The organism is Simiaoa sp., assembly GCF_051972595.1.
GTDB classification, from domain to species: Bacteria; Bacillota; Clostridia; order Lachnospirales; family Lachnospiraceae; genus Acetatifactor; species Acetatifactor hominis.
In genome coordinates this window covers 99316-120047 of record NZ_JBOKRY010000003.1, presented here as the reverse complement: position 1 = coordinate 120047, position 20732 = coordinate 99316, and the positions used below count along the sequence as shown (strand labels likewise).

The following is a 20732-nucleotide window of genomic DNA, read 5'->3' as shown; positions in this document are numbered from 1 at the left end:
GATGGAAACAGGTGAAAAACGACTTTGCGGACAACAGGCGGTTTGGAACTATGAGGAAGAAAACGGGCTCCTTACCATCCAAGGTGTGGGAGCCATGGAGGATTATACGGAACCGGAACAGGTGCCCTGGAATACTCTTATTCAGGAAATAAAGACTGTGGTGATCCGAAATGGTATCACCACAGTGGGAGACTATGCCTTTGCCGGTTGCAGTAGTCTGCAGGAGGTTACCCTGCCTGGCTCAGTGGAGATCGTGGGTGTATTCAGCTTTAAGGGCTGTACAGGATTGAAGGAAATTGTCATTCCGGAAGGCGTCAGGGTGCTGGCATCCAAGGCATTTCAGTTCTGCAGTGCATTAAAAAAAGTTTATCTGCCGTCTACTCTTACAGACGTGGATATGCGGGTGTTCGGAAAATGTGAATCTCTGGAGGAAGTTATCTATCAGGGAAGTGAGGAACAGTGGGAACAGATCATGATCAGCCGGTCTGCATCCGATAATCAATATCTGGTGCAGGCCAAACGGCATTGCCTGGAAAGACAAAGCGCCAAACCATCGGAAGAAAGGCCGGAAGCACCGGATCGATATGAACAGATTATTTTAAAGATCCGAGAGGTATTGGATCAGGGCGGAGACGGGAATTTCTACATTCTGGCACCCAAACTGTGGGAGCCGGGAATCCGGGCGAAAAGCGGTGATGCTACACTGCTGGTTTTCCCGGATGGACAAACAATGCTCATTGACGCAGGCTTCGTGGAGTGTGGAAAGCATGTGGTCTCCCTGTTAAGAGATCTGCACCTGACTTCTTTGGACGGAGTGGTGTTATCACACAGCCATGATGATCATGCAGGAGGACTGCAGCAGGTTGCGGAATATATATACGGTCAGGATGGTGGTTACATCGGCTGTTATTATCGTTCCGCATTTGTAAACAGTCAGCGGGAAAAGGCATTTTTTGACTATATCCGGGCGAAAGGAGCCAGAACTGTTACGGATGTAAAGGAAGGCTTTCATATGAGCATAGGTGGAGTGGACATTGCAGTCTACAATCCGGAAGAAGCCCTTGTGGAAAGCTGTACCGGCGCTGAGGAGGATCTGAACAATTTATCCCTTCTGATGAAATTTACTTATGGGAAGTCAACATTTTTAACCAGCGGGGATTTGTATCGTGATAAGGAACTGGAACTGATTGCCCGCTATGGAGAAGCGCTAAAGGCGGATGTGATGAAAGCGAATCATCATGGAGCCCATACTTCCAACAGTATGGAGTGGGTGGATGCCATATGTCCTTCCGTGATATATGCCTGTGCCGATGACATGGGAAGCACTCCTTTTGCCTGGAAGATGAAGGCAAAACATATTCGATATTATAGCACTTGTCTGAATGACTTGCTTTGTATCCGGCTGGATGCGGAAAAGCATGTGGAGGTTATGTCCCGGTTTGACAGGAAAGGACTCGGACTATTGTAAAGGCGAATGCCGGAAAGAGTGTTGGGATGAGAGAAGGAGTAGCGCAGTATCTGGGAAAAGCAAGAAAATGCAGCTGTGGTCGTGTTCACGAGACCCCGTTAAAACGGGTCGTGATTGAACAGGATGCTCTGCAGAAAGTTCCAGGTATTTTGGAGGAATTGGATTATCATCGGGTATTCCTGGTGGCGGATCAGAATACCTGGAAGGCAGCAGGAGAAGCTTTGGAACAGGAGTTAGTGGAAGCGCAGATTGCCTGTGAAGCACTGGTATTTTCGGAGCAGGAGCCGGTTCCCGATGAGAGTCATTTAGGAGAAATTCTGACCGCCTGTCCCCCGGAGACGGAAATCCTGCTGGCGGTGGGTACGGGAACCATCAATGATATGTGTAAATATGTCAGTTTTCGGTTGAAACTGGATTATATGATCGTAGCTACCGCCACCAGTATGGATGGTTTTGTATCCGTGGGTGCAGCTCTGATGCTTAACCATGTAAAGGTGACCAAAGATGCCCACGGCCCGGTGGCAGTCATTGGTGACACCAAGATTATGGCGGAGGCTCCCATGGAACTGATCACCGCCGGACTGGGGGATGTGCTTGGAAAATATACCTGTCTGCTGGACTGGAAACTTTCTCAGATGATCAATGGAGAATACTACTGCGATTATGTGGTGGACATGGTGCGCGGTGCGGTGGAAACGGTAGTGGAACAAGGTGCACAGATTAAAAAGAGAGATCCGGAGGCAATCCGGAGCCTGATGGAAGCCCTGGTGGTTACAGGGATTGCCATGTATTATGTGGGCAATTCCAGACCGGCATCCGGCTGTGAGCATCATTTGTCCCATTTTTGGGAGATGCGTTTTCTCATGGAAGGCAGAAAACCGGTTCTGCATGGCACCAAGGTAGGTGTCGGAATGATCATTGTCACACAGATGTATCATATGCTGGCACAGGAAACGGTGGATTTTTCCGCAGCACAGAAAAAGGAGCGGAAAGTATCCGACTGGGAACAGAAGATAAAAACAAGCTACCTGGATGCCGCCGAAGGAATCCTGAGACTGGAACAGGAATGCGGAAAAAATAATATAGAGCAGCGAAATCAGAGGCTGCAGATTATTGAAAAAAGGTGGGAGGATATCCGGCACACCATTGAAGAACAGCTTCCGGCGACAGAGCAGTTGATTGCATTACTGCAATCTTTGGATGCGCCCTATTGTCCCTGTCAGATCGGTCTCCCCATAGAGATGGTACAGGAGGGAATCGAGGTTGGTAAAGAGGTGCGGAACCGTTATACCCTACTACAGCTTTTGTGGGATTTAGGTTTGGAAGAGACTTACAGTAAACAGATAAGAACCTGGTTGGAAGACCTGGAGAAAAGAGGATGACCATGGAACAGATAAAAAAAGATGTGGTAGTGGTAGGCGGAGGTCCCGGTGGATTCGCGGCGGCAGTGACCGCAGCACGGGCAGGAGCTCAGGTCCTGCTGGTGGAAAGAAACGGTTATCTGGGTGGTCAGCTGGGAAGCGGACTTCCTTTTCTGGCATTCTGGGATATCAAAGGTAGACAGGTAGTGGGTGGTATTGCTCAGGAATTTGTGGACAGGCTGGAGCAGGCAGGAGCATCCTATGGACATGAGTATTGCCCACACCACCAGTCCGTTACACTGATACATCCCTTCTACTCCAGAATTCTGTGCTTTGAGATGGTAAAGGAAGCAGGAGTGGAGCTTCTCATGCACTGTGAACTGGCAGATGTGAAAATGAAGGACGGAAAGATCCGGTCCATTATTGTGTCCGGCAAGGGACAGCACATTGAAATCACGGCAGATGTGTTTATCGACGGAACCGGAGATGGTGATTTAGGTGCATTAAGCGGAGCGACAACAGAAAAAGGAAACGAAAACAATGTGATGCAGCCGCCTACCCTGATGTTTAATCTCGGAGGTGTGAATTTTGAGGAGTTTTGCGATTTTATCGAACAACATCCGGAGGAACTGCCCTATGATGTACTGGACAATATTGCCCAGGGATATAATGCGGATTTCTTCCGGAAGACCAAGAGTTTTATTTTCCTGGGGATGCATCATCTCCTGGAGGAACTTCGTAAGAAAGGCGAATGTCCTGTGGACCGTGAGACTGTTATTTTTATCCGTCAGCCTATGCCGGGACAGGTAGCCGTGAACACGATCCGCCTGTTGAATTTTGACGGCTCCAATCTGCATGATTTAAGCAACGGGGAAATGGAAGCTCACCTGCAGATTCCGAAACTTATGAAGATGTTCCGGGAAAATGTGCCCGGTTTTGAAAACTGTTATCTGGATTCCATCAATGCTTCCATTGGCGTCCGGGAGAGCCGGAGAATCAAGGGTATCAAGATGCTGGATTATCACGATGCAGTGGCTGGGAAAAAGCCGGAGGACAGTATTGCATTATGTGGATACTTTATTGATATTCATAATGGTGCAGGTGCCGGAACGTATCGTGTTACCATTGAAGAGCCTTTTGGAATCCCCTATGGATGCCTGGTGTCTGCGGATATTCCCAACCTGATGATGGCAGGAAGAGATATCAGCGTGGATGCAATCACCTTTGGTTCCACCAGAATCATGAATGAATGTATGGCAGTGGGACAGGCAGCGGGAGAAGCGGTTGCAATGGCAATAGCATCCCATTGTGAGCCGGAAAAGGTAGATGTGGCAGAACTTCGCAGACATTTACTAGAACAGAAAGCAATTTTGTCTGTATAAAACCGTAATATAAAATAATAAGAAAGACCGGTACAGTTTGCAACAAAAGACTATTCCGGTCTTTCTTACTAAATATGTACGTACAATAACGCACATTTTACTTAAAACAATAAAATATATGCTTTATATGTATTGACATATTATATAAGTGAGTATATAGTGAGAACTACAGAATTATGGAAGAAGCAATTCTTAAAAAGAATGGAGGATAAAAAATGAAACTTGCAACATCAACTAACATTATGGATTTCGATGATAAGAGACCTTATCAGATTCCCATTGACGTGTCCACCAGGGCTTGTGCAAAGGCGGGATATAAATATGTAGATGCATGTCTTTGCAGCCATTGCAGGGAAGGACAGCCCTTAAGAGGAGAGAACTGGGAAAAATGGATTGCGGATACCGCAGCACTGGCAGAAGAACTCGGTGTGAAATACATCCAGGCACATGCCTACTGGACCATTGGAAATGCATTTAATGCGGATCTGACCCGTTCGGACGGAGAGCTGGGAGAGGAGCTTATGCGACGCAGTGTCCTGGCAGCAGAAGCATTGGGAGTAAAGTGGATGGTAGTTCATCCTTACACTGTAAGACGTAACGGCGGCGGTTATGATTACAGAAAATCTTTTGAATATAACAAAGAATACATGAAGCATTGGGGTGAAATTTTTGCGGATCATCATGTGGGAATGGCTATCGAAAATATGACAAAGCCTACCCATTACGGCAGCTGTGCGGAAGAACTGCTGGAGCTGATTGATGTCATTGACAATCCGAATGTACAGATATGTATTGATACCGGTCATGCAAATATGGTGGGTCTGAATGTTCCCGATATGATCCGTCAGGTAGGATCTCATCTGAAGGCTACCCATATTAACGATAATTACGGTATCAAGGACGAGCATTTCTCACCGTTCAACGGAACGATTCCCTGGAAAGAGGTAGTGCAGGCTCTGCGGGATATTGATTATCAGGAATGTTTTGCTTTTGAAACACATCATCTTACCAGTATGTATCCCAAGGAGGTACAGCCGTACCTGGTAGATTTCTCTTATGCGCTGGGAGAATATCTTCTGAATCTGTAATTTTGTAATAAAAAAGCGCTGTAAAACAGCAGATATTTTAAAGGATAACGAAGGCCGGTACAGTTTGCGACAAGAGACTATGCCGGCCTTTCTTATATGAAAGTATGAAAGGAGAAATACATATGCAGAACTTTGCAAATTATTTTGCGGAATTTACGAATGGAGCCATAGCCTTGCGATTGCTATTAGCGGCTGTACTGGGGTGCGTGATTGGACTGGAGAGAGCAACGAAACATCATCCGGCAGGAATGCGGACATTTGCATTAGTGTGTCTTGGAGCGGCGGCTTCCGCTGTCGTCAATATCTATCTTGGGACAGCCCTGGGCGTCGGAAGCACAGATATGGGACGTATCCCAGCCGGCGTGGTCAGCGGTATTGGCTTTCTGGGGGTGGGAACCATCATTATTACCGGGAAAAATCAGGTCAGAGGACTGACAACGGCTGCCGGATTGTGGACAACGGCAACCCTTGGAATTATGTTGGGATCCGGAATGCTGGAGGTCAGTCTGATGATGTTTGCACTGATCATTGTCACAATGTTCGGAATTGCCAGAGTCAGTCGTGTGCAGGAGCAGTACAATCGTTACATTGGTCTGTATATGGAAATTGATAAGTCAATGACAAGGGGAGTCTATGACTATATCAATGAGTGTGGATATGAGCTGAGTTCTGTGGAGAAAAAGAGAGATAAGACCTTAAAGGGATCCGATATTGTCCTTACAATGATGATGGATCTGAAGAAAAGAAGAAATCATGCAGAGGTTTTGTCGGAAGTGAGTCAGATAGAGGGTGTTCATTATCTGGAAGAAGTATAATTTGAAGTATATTTGTATGGTTTTAATGCAGAAAAAAGGCAATTTTCCTATTATGTCACTAAATATTACAGACATTTATAGCATAAATTTTAAAATATGTATTGACATATTACATGCATAAGCATATTATATAGACATAAGTTACAACATAAAAGGTGAACGAAATGTCAAAGAACAGAAAAGTTAAAAAAGCTGAATATGATGTTGTAGTAATCGGTGGTGGAATGGCTGGCATCTGTGCGGCACTTGCATCTGCAAGACACGGAGCCAGGACAGCGTTGGTGCATGACAGACATGTACTGGGAGGAAATGCATCCAGTGAAATCCGAATGCATATCTGCGGAGCATCCGAGAATCTTGCGAAACCGGAGCTTGAAGAGAGCGGAATTCTCCATGAAATCATGCTTGACAACAAGAGCAGAAATGATTATTTTAATTATTCGATCTGGGATATGGTATTATTTACCGCAGTGAAGAGTCAGCCACATCTGACAGTGTATCTGAATACCGCGATGGAGGATTGCCGGATGGAAGGCAATGAGATCCGTGAAATCGACGCATACCAGCTCACGACAGAGACACATTGGCAGATCAGAGGGAACATATTTATTGACTGTACCGGCAATGCGACCCTGGGATATTATGCAGGAGCGGAATATCGTACCGGCAGCGAGGGAAGGGCAGAATTCAATGAACCGGATGCGCCGGAACAGGCCAACAATGACCGTATGGGAAATACGCTGTTATTCAAGGCGGTGGACAGAGGACATTCGGTGAATTTTAAACGACCGAAGATCGCCAGACATTTTACGGAAGAGGAACTCAAATACAGAACACACTCTGCCGTGCACGAAGCTAAGACAAAGGGAGATGTGGATAAGGCATACTTACGTATGACCTCCTACAGTACCTCCTCTGTGGACTATGGATACTGGTGGATCGAGCTTCCCGGCAAGACAGAAGATATCATAGATGAGTATGAAGAAATCCGTGATGAGTTGGTGTCTTGTATCTATGGGGTATGGGATCATCTGAAAAACGGTGGTGACCATGGAGCCGAGAACTATGATCTGGAATGGGTCGGTATGCTGCCCGGTGTCAGAGAGAGCAGACGTTTGGTTGGAGATTATATATTAACCGAAAATGATATTTTGTCCAATAAAGTATTTGAGGATGCAGTGGCATACGGCGGCTGGGCGATGGATATCCATACTCCCGGAGGTCTATATGATTTTGATGAACTTCCTTCCAGAGTTGTCAGCTTTGACGGAGCCTATACGATTCCGTACCGGTCATATTGCTCCAGAAATATTCCCAATATGATGATGGCGGGACGAAATATCAGTGCTACCAAAATGGCAATGGGATCCACAAGAGTTATGGGAACCTGTGCCATAGGAGGACAGGCAGCGGGAACCGCAGCGGCACTTTGCATCAAATATCACTGCGGGCCGAAAGATATGCCGGAGCACATGGAGGAATTGCAACAGCTTCTGCTGAAGGATGACTGTTATATTCCGGGTTATCGAAACACCGATCCGCAGGATCTGGCGAGAACCGCGCAGATCAGTGCAACCTCTGCCAGAGAAGGGTTCGCTCCGGAGAAAGTGATCAACGGAGTGTCCAGAGATGAAAACGGAATTCGAAATATGTGGAGCTCCGATGGCATAAGCCCGGAAGGAGAGACGTTAACCTTAAAGCTTGCCTCGGTGAAAAAAGTATCCCAGGTCAGACTGACGTTTGATTCCAACTTTAATTATCCGATCAAGATTACTTTATCGAAGAAACGTCAGCTCCAGCAGAGGATAGGAGTACCTCCCGAATTGGTAAAAGATTACACTGTGACACTCTGGCGGGGAGAACAGAAGATGGCAGAACAGAAAGTGACAGAAAATGACCAGAGACAGAATGTTGTAACCTTTGAGCCTACGGAATGTGATAAAGTAACCATTACGATTCATACCACCAATGGGGAAAAAGACGTACATATTTATGAAGTAAGGGTGTATTCCTGAGAAAAACTCAGGTTAACCATAGAAAACTAAAATGTAGGAGGATTACAATTATGAAGAGGAAAATCGCACTTGCATTGACAATGGCAATGTTGGGTACCTGTCTGGCAGGATGTGGACAAGCAGATACAGACACAAATGCATCTACAGAAGCAAAAGATACTACAGCAGCCGTAGGAACCGAAGCAGCGGAAACCACGGAAGCCGAGAAGGAATGGTATGGCACGGAAGACGGAAAGACGATCACACTTCATTTCTGGGGTGGTGTTCAGCCGGAGTACGGATATGATGATCTGTGTGCCAACTTCAATGAGGAGTACAAAGACAAAGGACTTCAGGTAGAATATGTAAGATATGTAAATGATGATAACGGTAACCTTCAGTTGGAGACCTACTTAATGGGCGGTGGTGATGTCGATCTGTTCATTGGCTATGGCGGACGTACCAAAATGGACAAGCGTGTAGACTCCAACCTGCTGCTGGATATGTCCGGTATGCTCAATGATATCGGATTCAATCTGGATGATGAGCTGGGTGTGGCAAATATGGCAGAGTATCACTACGATGATGGTGCCGTATATGGATTCCCTACCAAATACGAGAACTCAAGATGGATTCTGATCAATGAAGATATGTTTAAGGAAGCAGGACTGGATATTCCTTATGATGGATGGACCTATTCCGAATTCCTTGCGGATGCCGAGAAGCTGACACATGGCGAGGGCCAGGATAAGGTATACGGAGTATGCTGGGCACGTAAGCAGAGCGGTAAGAGTATTCTGTATGCATTAGACGGTGTACTGGGTGCAAATCAGATTTACAAGAATGAAGAAGGTACAGAGGTGAACTTCGATAATGATGTATATCGTGCAGGTCTTAACCTTGTAAAAGAGACGCTGGATAAGGGTTATGCGATTCCCATCGAAGATGAATTCTCCGAGGATATCAGCGTTGCCAATACGTTCCTTCAGGGTAAATGTGCCATCATGCTTGGTGTAGCACAGATGAGACTGTGTATGGATCAGGAGAATTATCCTCATGATTTCATGACTGCACTGGTACCAGCACCCGTTCCCGATGATGAGAAATACAACACCGAATTTTATCGTAAGCAGATCGGTACTACCGGTGCAGGAGACCTGCTGAGCATTTCAGCAAATACAAAGTATCCGGAAGCAAGCTTTGAGTTTGCAATGTGGTATTTAAAGGGTGGTATGTCCCCTCTGGTACAGGGCGGAAGAATCCCTCTGTGGAATGGTGTTAATAAGGATGAAGTATTGAGCGTGCTGAAGCAGAAGGCACAGGGCTCCATTGATATGGATTCCATGGAGAACTATCTGTCTCTCGATACTACGCAGGGTGTTGCCGCTATTAAAGGACATGCTTCCTCTGAAATCAGTTCTGCCTGGTTCGAAGAGTTTGATGCTATGTGCTATGGAAAACAGTCTGTAGATCAGACCGTTCAGAACATGGAGAAGAGAGGTAACGAACTGATCCAGACCGAATTAAGCAGTCAGAAGTAAAAAAATAAAAACAGCAGTGGGAAGGGGCGGTCGTTTTCACAGGCGAACCGTCCCCTGCTCTGAAACGAACAAAAGAGGGATAAAGCAAATGAAGAGCAAGAAAAAGAAGACTAAAGGAGAAAGACGAAAAATATTGCATCAGAACCTGGTTGCATATTCCTTTTTGGCACCGAGTCTGATAGGTGTAATATGTTTCAGTCTGATTCCGCTGATAATTTCTTTATATGTAAGCCTGACTGACTGGAATTTCTCTCAAGGACTCGGCAACTGGAATTTCATCGGACTGACAAACTTTATCAATCTGTGGAAGGATGAATGGTTCCTTGCATCTTTGAAAAATACATTGATCTTCACCGTCGTAACCGTGCCCATAGGACTTTTCCTGGCAATTATAATGGCGGTACTGATTGATGAATTTTGTCATAAGAAAATAGCGGGTGTGGTACGTGTCGCTATGTATATGCCGCATATCTGTAATATTGTGGCAATTTCCGTTGTATGGATGGCGTTGTATTCTAAATACGGACCCTTTACACAATTGATGAGGGCTCTCGGATGGCAGGATCCTCCCCGATTCCTGGCAAGCTATGAATGGGCACTTCCCGCGATCATGCTGGTCGTAATCTGGGCAAGCCTGGGATACCGCGTATTTATGTACAGCGCCGCAATCACCGGACTTCCGAGAGATTTGTATGAGGCTGCTGAGATTGACGGAGCGAATTCTATTCAGAAATTTTTCAAATTAACGGTTCCGCTGTTGAAGCCTACGACTTTTTTCCTGACAATTACAGGTATTATATCCAGCTTTAAAGTATTTGGATATACGAACGTTATGACAGGCGGTGGTCCCGGAAGCTCTACCTACACACTGGTTTATTATATTTATACATCAGCATTTAAGTATTATAAGATGGGTTATGCTTCGGCAATTGCCGTAATTCTGTTTGTGATGCTGCTTATTGTGACCATTATCCAGTGGGTACATAACAATAAAGAAGAGAAAGGCTAGGGATTAAGATGAGGAAGAATGTACCTGTTTCCAAAAAGGTAGCCAGAGTATTGATTACCATTGTAATTATTCTGGTTACATTGGTTATGATTGTTCCTTTTGTCTGGATGATCTCAGCATCTTTCAAGACAGAAGCGGATGTTATGAAGATCCCTATTGAGTGGATCCCGAAGTATTTTTACCCGGATAACTATAAGAGAGTATTAAGCATAGGAACGACCAGCTCCACAAATTATCATTTCGGTCTGGCTTATTTTAACTCTATCAAGGTAGCTGTAATCAGTACGGTAGTGGCAATTACTTCCGCAACACTTGCCGGATATGCATTTGCCAAGTTGAAATTCAAGGGCTCCAATGTATTGTTCATTGTATATCTGGCGCAGATGATGGTGCCTTCACAGCTGACACTGATTCCCAGATTCATAATGTTTATGCAGCTGGGATGGATGAATACCCATTTGTCATTGATCGTACCGAAGATCATAGCGGTATCTTCCACCTTTATGCTCAGGCAGTCCTTCTTAAGTACTCCGGATGAACTGCGGGAAGCTGCCAGAATTGATGGAGCCGGTGAATATAGAGCCTTTGCACAGGTTATGCTGCCACTTGTCAAGCCGACGATAGCGGCGACGGCGACAGTACAGTTCCTGGATGCATGGAACAGCTACCTGGATCCTCTGGTATTTATCTCCAACTGGAAGAAATGGACGATTCCTCTGGCTTTGAACCAGTTTGTCGGTACAGAGGTAACACAGTATAACCTGACAATGGCGGCCTGTTGTATGGCGGTTGTGCCGGTATTTATCGTATTCCTGTTCGGACAGAAGTTCTTCCTGAAGGGATTGTCTGTAGGTGCGGTTAAGGGATAATAAATTGAAAATGACAGACACAGTGTGGCAGGACAGGAGAAAACTCTTTTCCTGCTATATTGTTATAAAGGAGAAAATAAAGAGAATAATATGTCAATTCACAGTGAAACCAGAAAATATGAAGTTGTAGTGGTGGGAGGCGGCCTGTCCGGTGTCTGTGCAGCAATCGCTTCCGCCAGAAAAGGGGCCAAAACGGCAATTATACAGAATCGTTCTATGTTCGGTGGCAATGCCAGCTCGGAGATCCGTATGCACATTGTGGGAGCCAACTCCCACGGTGCCAAAAAAAATCTTGGAGAGACAGGAATCCTGCTGGAGATTCTGCTGGCAAACAAACGCAGAAATCCCTATGCATCTTTTCCGGTATTTGATTCCGTCATCTGGGAAAAAGTGCATTTTCAGGAAAATCTGGAATCCTTTCTGAATACGAATATGGATGACGTGATCCTGGAAGGGAAAAAAATAAAGGCCGTAGTCTGTCATCAGAACAGTACGGAAACCGAGTTTACCATCTACGGAGACATCTTTGTCGATGCCACAGGGCACGGTACCTTAGCTACCATGTGCGGTGCGACGGGGCGTATGGGCAGTGAAGGAAGAGACGAATTTAAGGAACCCGATGCTCCGGAAGAACCGAACAGCGATACGATGGGAAACACTTTGTTGTTTTCCGCTGTGGACCGTGGAGAGCCGGTAAAATTTGTGTGTCCGGAATGGGCAAACCATTACACGGAGGAAGATTTGAAATACCGGGAACATGCGAACAGTATTGCCTCCCATATGGAAGGCGGTAAGCTGACCAAATTCGAAGAAGGAAGCGGGAGACTGCCACACTTTTCCAATGTGGACTCCGGATATTGGTGGATTGAACTGGGTGGTGAGGATGAAGATATTATCCGTGACGGTGAGAAAATCCGTGATGAATTGCTGAAATGTGTGTACGGCGTATGGGATCATCTGAAAAATGTGGGAAACCACGGTGTGGAAAATCTGGAGCTGGATTGGGTTGGATTCGTGCCGGGATATCGTGAAAGCAGAAGAATCGAAGGAGACTATCTGTTGAATGAAAAGGATGTACTAGCCAACAGGATATTCCCGGACGCAGTAGCTTATGGTGGCTGGCAGATGGATCAGCATGTGCGCAGGGGACTTCTGGATACGGATAAGATTCCTTCACAGATCCTGAATTTCAACGGTTGTTATACAATACCATGGAGATGCTATTATGCAAAGGATCTGGAAAATGTAATGCTGGCGGGACGTGACATCAGTACTACAAAAATGGCATTTGGATCAACGAGAGTTATGGGAACCTGCGCTGTGGGAGGACAGGCGGTAGGCACGGCAGCAGCAATGGCTGTCAGATATGGCTGTACCCCCAGACAGATCGGGGAACATATGGAAGAACTACAACAGGAGCTTTTGCGGGATGATTGCTATATTCCGGGAGTCCGTAACCGGGATCCGGCTGATTATGCAAAGTCAGCTAAGGTAGCTGCATCCGGATATACACATGGAAATGAACCATGGAAAGTATTGAACGGAATTGCCAGACAGGAGCAGGAAGAAAGTAACTGCTGGGAGGCACCGATAGGAGAACAGGGTGCCGAAATAACCCTTACCTATGACGGGAAACTGGTGCTACATCAGATTCAGCTGACATTTGATACGAACCTGACAAAAGAGATCATGCCATCTCTTACAAGAAATGTACGGAACCGACAGGTAAAGGGACTGCCGGATGAACTTGTACGGGATTATGATGTGCGTGCTTTCAGAGAAGGAAAAGAAGTATTTTGCAAGGAAATACATGACAATTATCAGCGATTGAACAGAATTCCGCTGGGAAATGTAATTTGTGATACCATAAAGGTGACGGTTCACCGTGCTTACGGTATCCATTTTGCAAGAATTTTTGAAATTCGTACATATTAGTACGCTCGATTATTGACATTAAATTCCCAAATTCGCTATACTGTTAGTAATATGTAATATCATAATGAGATTGAATAACAAAAACACAGAAAACGAAAAGGAAAGTGTTAATAGGGGGAAATATGGCAGCCAGATATTCAGAGATTGAAGAATATATCATGAACAAGATTCATACGGGAGAATGGCCGATCGGTTATAAAATTCCGAAAGAAGTGGAGCTTTGTGAACAATTTGGTGTCAGTCGTTCCACAGTGCGTACGGCAATGCTGCGGATGGTGCAGGATGGACATCTGAAAAGAGTTAAGAGAAAAGGTACCTTTGTTACAGCACCACGCGTATTGGAGGATACGACGGTATTTATTGAGAGCTTTTTTAATGAAATGTTTCGCCGGGGCATTGAGGTAGAGACGGAAGTGCTGGAATTCCGTTATATGGAGATGACGGAGGAACTGGCGAAAAAGTTCGAAAACGGTGACAGCAGAGTCATTAAACTGAGCCGTCTCAGATACGTAAAGGATTCTTTTGACAAAGGACCGATTGTATTGACAACGTCCTATATGCCGGAGAGTGATGCATTTTTGTTTGACTATGATTTTACCAAAGCATCTCTGACGAAGGCACTCAATGATCATTCCAAGAATCGATTCAGTCTGGAAAAAGAAATGACGGCCCGTCCGCTGGAGAGCAGAGAGAGTCATCTGATGGGAATGAAGGAAAATGCTCTTGCGATGCTGATTTCTTCTGTTACCAGGAATGAAGAGGGACAGATTATTGAAATATCGGAAAGTATTTATCCTTTGGAGAGAAACAAGTTTGTATGGAAACTGAAGCTGTAACGCTTCGGATACGAGGAAGAATATGAATGAAAAATTGAATAATGTAGAATGGAGTTTCACGCAGGAAACAGGATGCCTGACGATTACAGGGACCGGAAAGATGCAGAACTGGGCGGAACATCAAGAGAGACCATGGGAAGAAATCAGAGATGAAATCCGCCGGGTCAGAATTTGTGTGGGAATGGAGAGCGTGGGAGATTGTGCTTTTCAGAATTGTACTTCACTGAAGGAAGTAGAACTGCCGGAGACGCTTGTCTATCTCGGGGTGTATAGCTTCCGCGGATGTACCGCATTAAGGGATGTAAAATTGCCGGAAGGAATATGCATTATCTGTGCGAAGGCGTTTCATAATTGTTCGGCACTGGAGAAGGTGGAATTGCCTGTCAGCCTGAAAAATATTGATATGAGAGCGTTTGCGAAAGATGAGGCTCTTCATACGGTTATTTATCATGGAACGGAGGCACAGTGGGAGAAAATTCTGATCAGTGGAACCGCATCCGATAATCAATATCTTCTGGCAGCGGAACGAAGATGCCTGAAGGAAGAACCTGCAGGATACCAAAAGACTAATGATAATTCGGTTGCAGATCACTATGAAGAGATGGTTTATTGTGTAAAAAAAGCGTTGTCTTACGGCGGAGACGGTAATCTGTATTTTCTCACACCGGATCTGACAGAGGCGGGAATCCGGGCAAAATGCGGAGATTGTACGCTTGTGGTATTCCCGAATGGCAAAACAATGATGATAGATGCCGGTTACATTGCCTGCAGTGAGCATATTATTTCATTGTTGGATGATCTGGGACTGCATCATCTGGATTATTTTGTATTGTCTCATGCGCATGATGATCATGCAGGAGGAGCCCTGGCTGTGGCACAATATCTGTATGAGCATGGAGGAGGGATTGATGCCTGTTATCGGAGCTCCTATATAGCATCCAGTAAGCAGGAGCCCTTATTTGAGGAATATCTTAAGCAGAAAGGGACACATGTTTATGAAAATGTCCTGGCGGGATATCAGTGGACGGTAGGGGATGTACGTATAACCGCATATCATCCGACGACTGAGGATCTGGAGAAATGTGTCGGAAATGATGAGAGCGTGAACAATGTATCTATTTTGATGAAATTTGTCTATGGAAGATCAAAATATCTCACCGGTGGAGACTTGTATATAGAGATGGAAGAAAAACTGGCAGAGCAATATGGTGATCTTCTGAAAGCAGATGTAATGAAATCGAATCATCACGGCACCTATACCTCAAATGGACAAAAGTGGCTGCAAACAGTACAGCCGAATGCCATTATCACGGATGCGGAGGATATTGGAAATGCACTTTTGGCAGAGTATGCTGCAGAGCATGGAATCAAATATTACAGCGCCGGGATACAGGGACTCATTTTACTGCGAATGAGCAGAATAGAATATGAGATACAATGCCAGACAGGAGACTGTCTGTAAAGATTGTAACAAAAGGGGACATTTATAGTGTCTCCTTTTTGGTAGGAAAAAAAATAAAATATAAGGTTTATATGGTTAGGAAAAATGTGGTAAACTGCACTTTGTAAGGAAGAGTAGCATAATAAATATAGATAGAACAGAGGAGAAAATATATATGCAGATCCATGATACAGCATTTATAGCTCCCGGTGCGGTGGTGTTGGGAGATGTGACGATCGGAGAAAACAGTGGAATCTGGTACAATGCGGTGGTCCGGGGCGACCGGGACTCCATTGTCATCGGCAAAGAGAGCAATATTCAGGACAATGCGGTAGTGCATCTGGGCAGTGGATATTCGGTGAAGATCGGAGACCATGTGACCATAGGACACGGTGCGATCATCCACGGCTGTAAGATCGGCGATAATACCATGATTGGTATGGGAGCCATTCTGATGAATGGCTGTAAGATCGGGAAAAACTGCATCATCGGTGCCAGAGCGCTGGTGACACAGAACGTGGAGATTCCGGATAATTCATTGGTCATCGGCAATCCCGGAAAAGTAAAACGTGCTGTTACAGAAGAAGAGATCCGGTGGAATCTGGAAAACGCACGCATTTACGTAGAGGAAGCACAGAAAGAATTAAGCGACTCTTATCGGCAAAATACAAATGAAATATAAAAGAAAAAAGTTTGAGATATATTGCCGATAATGATATAATATTTCCGGTGAGTAGTTTTGCGGAGGTTGTGTATGAAATATGTAAATGTAAATGAAATAGCTGCAAAATGGAATTTATCAGAAAGAAGTGTAAGAAATTATTGCGCCCATGGAAAAATTCCGGGTGTAATTCTTGATGGGAAAACATGGAGGATTCCGGAGGATGCCGTAAAGCCGGTCAGAAAGAAACGAGCGGAAAAAATAGCAAATGATCTTTTGACCAGATTAAAAATGGAAAAGGAAGCAGGAATACCGGGAGGAATCTACCATAAGGTTCAGATCGAACTGACATATAATTCGAATCATATGGAAGGCAGTCGTTTGACCCATGATCAAACCAGATATATTTTTGAAACGAATACCATTGGAATTCAGGATGAAGTTGTGAATGTGGATGACATTGTTGAAACAGCCAATCATTTCCGATGCATTGATCAAATAATAGAGTTAGCAAACTATCCCCTGAGTGAGGCATTTATTAAACAGTTACATTATATTTTGAAATCAGGAACGTCAGATAGTAGAAAAACGTGGTTTGCTGTTGGTGAATATAAACGTTTTGAAAATGAGGTCGGAGGAAGCGCAACCGCAAAGCCCGCCGATGTACCCGGAGAAATGCGGAATTTATTAAGTAGATATAATCTTTCAAAACAAAAGACGTTGAGGGAAATAATACAATTTCATTATGAATTTGAGAAGATACATCCTTTTCAGGATGGAAATGGCCGTGTTGGAAGATTAATTATGTTTAAGGAGTGCCTCCGTAATGGAATTACCCCTTTTATTATCGAGGATGATATAAAGGAATTCTACTATCGGGGTCTGAAGGAATGGAAGAACGAACAGGGATATCTTATGGATACCTGTCTGACTGCCCAGGATAGATTTAAGGTATACATGGATTATTTTGGACTGGAATATAGGGATTAAAAACTATAACGAAAAAAGAGATCAAAAGAGCCGGATGACTACATTATGTTCGGTAAAAAGAGCACTGTCCTAGCGGAAGTGCTCTTTTGCAAATTCCATATCCTGTACCAGCTCCAGTGTACCAAGATATTGTTCGTTTTTATCCCGGACGGCATAATAGGTCACGAGAAAAGTCCGGCCGCCCTTGTCCATCCAGACCGGTACCTGGTCTAGATTCCCTGTGCGGAATTCTCCGATAATGCGGCGAACCCGTTCTTCGATTTTAGGCGGATGACAGGTGAAGACCTCCCGGCCCAATGCCATACCGGGACGCTTGAATACCTTGGGACCTTCGTTGAAATAACGATTGACATTATCGATGTCTACGAAGGTAATCTCCAAAGGAATCGTATTCAACATGGCGGTCAGTTGTGACAGGGTCAGACTGCCGCCGGGAAGGTGGATTCTGGTCTCACCATCTGCAAAAGCATGTTCCGCAGACATGGTGCCAACCGTAGAGGCAGTGTCAGCCAGATGTGCTTCCGCAGCCTCCCAACTGTCACCCCGGATACCGAAGCATTCCGCATAATCTTTGGCATCCCGGTAGATGTGATACCATTCCTCCTCCGAGAAATTCAGTGCGCAGTTGGGGAAGAGGATATTGGATTCCTTGTAGATCATTTCTTCCATGCGGGATAATACGGCTTTCAAACGTTGTTTCCATGCATCGGTTTCTTTTTGGTGTTTTTGTTTTGCAAGGGCATTCAGTTCATCCCGGATCTCATCATCCACTGTCCACATGACTGCAGAGGGACCGCTGATCCCATATTGCACCTTCAAATGTGGATAAAGTAAGTCTCCCTTTCTGGCATAGTGGATAGCGATCTGGCGCAGCTCATTTAATGATCCGTCATCTATTGTTCCATTTTCCAGAACCTGCTTCGCGCGGGCAATCAGCTTTTCCAGTGCTGCATTTTCCAGCGTAAAAGTCTGCAGGGGATGCCCGGAGATCTGGATCAGGGCGGCAGCAGCGGAGAGCCGTTGGTCCTGTATGTCCTTAGCGTGCAATTTCTGGGCATCTGGAAAATGGGCTGTTGTTTTTTCGGCATTGGAAGTTTTTTCTTCTGTCGTGGAACCATGGAACAGGGCGGAATGCACATCACAGAGCCGCTGCAATTCTTCGATGGAAGTACCCTCCCGCAGCAGCTCCTGCTCGGCCTGCATAATTGCGGCAGGATCCACATCCTTACATTCCCGGACGAAATCCGCCTGGACACTTTCCAGAGTTTCTCCGTGATTCAAACGTTGTAAGTAAGACTTAATCTGATCTTTCATATAAAAATTCCTCCGGAACCAGTATGCCCCGGAGGAAAGTTTGTTATTCTTTTATTTTTATGATTAATCATCGTAGTGTGTTTTGATAAATTCGCAGTCCACTACCAATACATAGAAAACCGAGCCATAATGTTCACTCTCCACGATACGCCCATAATCCAGAACCGTCTTATAAGTTCCATCTTTGACAGCAAGTCGGTATTTGACATAATCATTGTATCCGTTCATGCCGGATTCTATCTGCTGCCAGATGCTTTCTTCTACCTGTGTCAGATCTTCAGGATGCACCAGATTACGGAATTGATGTTTCGTAAAATGCATAAAATCATCCAGATCCGTACATCCTGTCAGCTGAAGCATTTCCTGATTAGCATACAGGATGCGTTCATCCTCCTTTTCGGCCCGGTAGATGAAAAAGGCACCCGGCAGGTTGTCAGAAATATCCGATAATGAAAAACCAAGCTGTGTCCGTTTCGAATTGTGGAAATCCGGCCGGTAGGCCAGAGCACCATGTTTTCCCTGTAATTTTACCTCATAGAGTGCAATGTCGGCATAACGGAGAATGTCAGAGACTTTTTCTGCGTTGGCGGGGTATTCCGCATAGCCCAGGGAAATGCTGTAATTGTGTTCGACGCCTTTGGCTGAAAAAGAGCGGGAAGTCTTGCTGAAAGCGTCTATCATTGGGGCAGCCTCTTCTGCACTGCAATCCTTCAGGATAATACAGAACTCATCACCGCCATTTCTGGCAATAATGGAATTATCCGGAAAAGCCTGCACTAAGGATTGTGAAAGCTGCAATAGAACCTGATCACCGATAGTATGACCATAGACATCATTGATAAATTTAAAATTATCCACGTCAAGTAATATACCGACACAGTTTTTCTGCTTGTTTCCCTCCAGATACTCCTCCAGTTGCAAATTAAATCCGTTACGATTTAAGAGACCGGTCATAGAATCCGTCAGGGAGAGTCTGCGAAATTTTTTGCGTTGCTCGTCAACGAGTAGTATAGATATCGTTAGAACCATCAGTAGTAGGATCACTGTAATGCCACATAATACTATCAGTTGTAAAAGTGTGCCATTCTTCCAGCCACCGGTGGGCATGATTTCCAGCCTCCAGTTACATCCACCCAGAGTAAAATCATAAGAGACGGGATCCATCAGAGTCTCCTCCGACTGGTCTACCACAGTATATTCATCGGTCAGAGGTGAGATGGTCTTCGATAGCCGGTATTGATAACCGAAATTGGTTAAGGCATCAGCGGAATGCTGAAAAATATCAGGAACCTTGATGATAACCATAGTCATGCCCCAAAAATAGGGAGTACCCTTCTCATCCTGTAAAAAAACTGGATTACGGATTGAAAGAACGTGTCCTCCCTGCTCCAGCTCAAAAGGACCATGTATGATAAGCGCATCATTGGCAATGCTGTATTTTACAGTCTCTCCGCGGTATTTGTCATGGATCAGGTCTATTTTACCTGCTTCGTTGCCTTCGGCGGGATAGATATCTGTTACGATGCCCCCGGGAGCCACTTGGATGCTCCGGACGTAATCTGCCATCATTCTGTCCGCAATGATATCAAATTTGTCGATTCTGCCGTCCGTACTGATCAGAATCTGCTCCAGTGTATCCGTGATATTGATACCGGCATTCAGATCTGCGATCATGTTATCACCGTAGGTTACAGCATTTAGTTCCGCAAGAGTGCGGATGTGCCTGGAGTCGTCCTGCTGTACCGCATGAGCGATCATATATAAGACAATACTGCCGATAAGAAGTATCCATAACGGCAGCAGCCATTTGGTATGAGAAAATTTAACTTTCTTCCGTGTCATAGTGCTATGCTTCCTTCGTATGTGTTGGCAAAATGATTTAAATTTAATTATAGCATTTTGACGTTTTTTTGTATAGACATGAGAAGATATTTCATTCCTCTTCGGTCCGTGCTAAACATGTGCCACTGGCACATGGCACCCTACCCTCTACTCGCATATCGAGGGATTATCATCCCACTTTTATGC

The 20732-nt window shown here is 45.0% G+C and carries 16 protein-coding genes; 14 read left to right on the top strand and 2 right to left on the bottom strand.

The annotated features are described in order from the left end of the window. Window position 1: 1 nt before the first annotated feature. The 14 genes from ACTRDR_RS02010 to ACTRDR_RS01945 all read left to right on the top strand — a co-directional run bounded on the left by ACTRDR_RS02010 (window position 2) and on the right by ACTRDR_RS01945 (window position 17390). Window positions 2-1468: a leucine-rich repeat protein gene (locus tag ACTRDR_RS02010; RefSeq protein ID WP_440525973.1), complete on the top strand. Its 1467-nt coding sequence runs from the start codon at window positions 2-4 to the stop codon at window positions 1466-1468. Between the two features lie 26 nt (window positions 1469-1494). Continuing rightward, on the top strand, window positions 1495-2850 hold the full coding sequence (locus ACTRDR_RS02005) for a sn-glycerol-1-phosphate dehydrogenase (protein ID WP_440525972.1): 1356 nt from the start codon (window positions 1495-1497) through the stop codon (window positions 2848-2850). 2 nt (window positions 2851-2852) lie between these two features. Further along, window positions 2853-4211: an FAD-dependent oxidoreductase gene (locus tag ACTRDR_RS02000; RefSeq protein ID WP_440525971.1), complete on the top strand. Its 1359-nt coding sequence runs from the start codon at window positions 2853-2855 to the stop codon at window positions 4209-4211. A 215-nt stretch (window positions 4212-4426) separates the two neighbouring features. Further along, complete coding sequence (locus ACTRDR_RS01995) at window positions 4427-5299, top strand: sugar phosphate isomerase/epimerase family protein (RefSeq protein WP_118669285.1); 873 nt, start codon at window positions 4427-4429, stop codon at window positions 5297-5299. Window positions 5300-5421: 122 nt separating this feature from the next. Next, window positions 5422-6114: an MgtC/SapB family protein gene (locus ACTRDR_RS01990; protein WP_440525970.1), complete on the top strand. Its 693-nt coding sequence runs from the start codon at window positions 5422-5424 to the stop codon at window positions 6112-6114. Window positions 6115-6278: 164 nt separating this feature from the next. After that, the gene (locus ACTRDR_RS01985) at window positions 6279-8129 is read left to right on the top strand and encodes an FAD-dependent oxidoreductase (RefSeq protein ID WP_440525969.1); all 1851 of its coding nucleotides are present in this window, start codon (window positions 6279-6281) and stop codon (window positions 8127-8129) included. A 50-nt stretch (window positions 8130-8179) separates the two neighbouring features. Then, window positions 8180-9649, top strand: coding sequence for an ABC transporter substrate-binding protein (locus ACTRDR_RS01980; protein ID WP_440525968.1), 1470 nt, complete (start codon window positions 8180-8182; stop codon window positions 9647-9649). An 88-nt stretch (window positions 9650-9737) separates the two neighbouring features. Then, a complete protein-coding gene (locus ACTRDR_RS01975) occupies window positions 9738-10658 on the top strand; it encodes a carbohydrate ABC transporter permease (RefSeq protein WP_118669281.1) in 921 nt (306 codons plus the stop codon). A gap of 8 nt (window positions 10659-10666) precedes the next feature. Further along, on the top strand, window positions 10667-11527 hold the full coding sequence (locus ACTRDR_RS01970; protein WP_118538915.1) for a carbohydrate ABC transporter permease: 861 nt from the start codon (window positions 10667-10669) through the stop codon (window positions 11525-11527). 90 nt (window positions 11528-11617) lie between these two features. Continuing rightward, window positions 11618-13462, top strand: coding sequence for an FAD-dependent oxidoreductase (locus ACTRDR_RS01965; RefSeq protein ID WP_440525967.1), 1845 nt, complete (start codon window positions 11618-11620; stop codon window positions 13460-13462). A 122-nt stretch (window positions 13463-13584) separates the two neighbouring features. Further along, window positions 13585-14298 carry a GntR family transcriptional regulator gene (locus ACTRDR_RS01960; RefSeq protein ID WP_118538917.1) on the top strand — a complete coding sequence of 238 codons (714 nt, stop codon included), beginning with the start codon at window positions 13585-13587 and terminating at the stop codon, window positions 14296-14298. 22 nt (window positions 14299-14320) lie between these two features. After that, window positions 14321-15760: a leucine-rich repeat protein gene (locus ACTRDR_RS01955; protein ID WP_440525966.1), complete on the top strand. Its 1440-nt coding sequence runs from the start codon at window positions 14321-14323 to the stop codon at window positions 15758-15760. Between the two features lie 154 nt (window positions 15761-15914). Further along, on the top strand, window positions 15915-16421 hold the full coding sequence (locus ACTRDR_RS01950; RefSeq protein ID WP_440525965.1) for a gamma carbonic anhydrase family protein: 507 nt from the start codon (window positions 15915-15917) through the stop codon (window positions 16419-16421). Window positions 16422-16493: 72 nt separating this feature from the next. After that, entirely contained in the window at window positions 16494-17390 is an 897-nt protein-coding gene (locus tag ACTRDR_RS01945; RefSeq protein ID WP_440525964.1) for a Fic family protein, read from the top strand. 69 nt (window positions 17391-17459) lie between these two features. Here the strand turns inward: ACTRDR_RS01945 and ACTRDR_RS01940 are convergent, their stop codons facing one another. Both ACTRDR_RS01940 and ACTRDR_RS01935 read right to left on the bottom strand, forming a co-directional pair. Beyond that, window positions 17460-18704 carry a DUF438 domain-containing protein gene (locus tag ACTRDR_RS01940; RefSeq protein WP_440525963.1) on the bottom strand — a complete coding sequence of 415 codons (1245 nt, stop codon included), beginning with the start codon at window positions 18702-18704 and terminating at the stop codon, window positions 17460-17462. Window positions 18705-18767: 63 nt separating this feature from the next. Beyond that, a complete protein-coding gene (locus ACTRDR_RS01935; RefSeq protein WP_440525962.1) occupies window positions 18768-20546 on the bottom strand; it encodes a diguanylate cyclase domain-containing protein in 1779 nt (592 codons plus the stop codon). Between the last annotated feature and the right edge of the window lie 186 nt (window positions 20547-20732).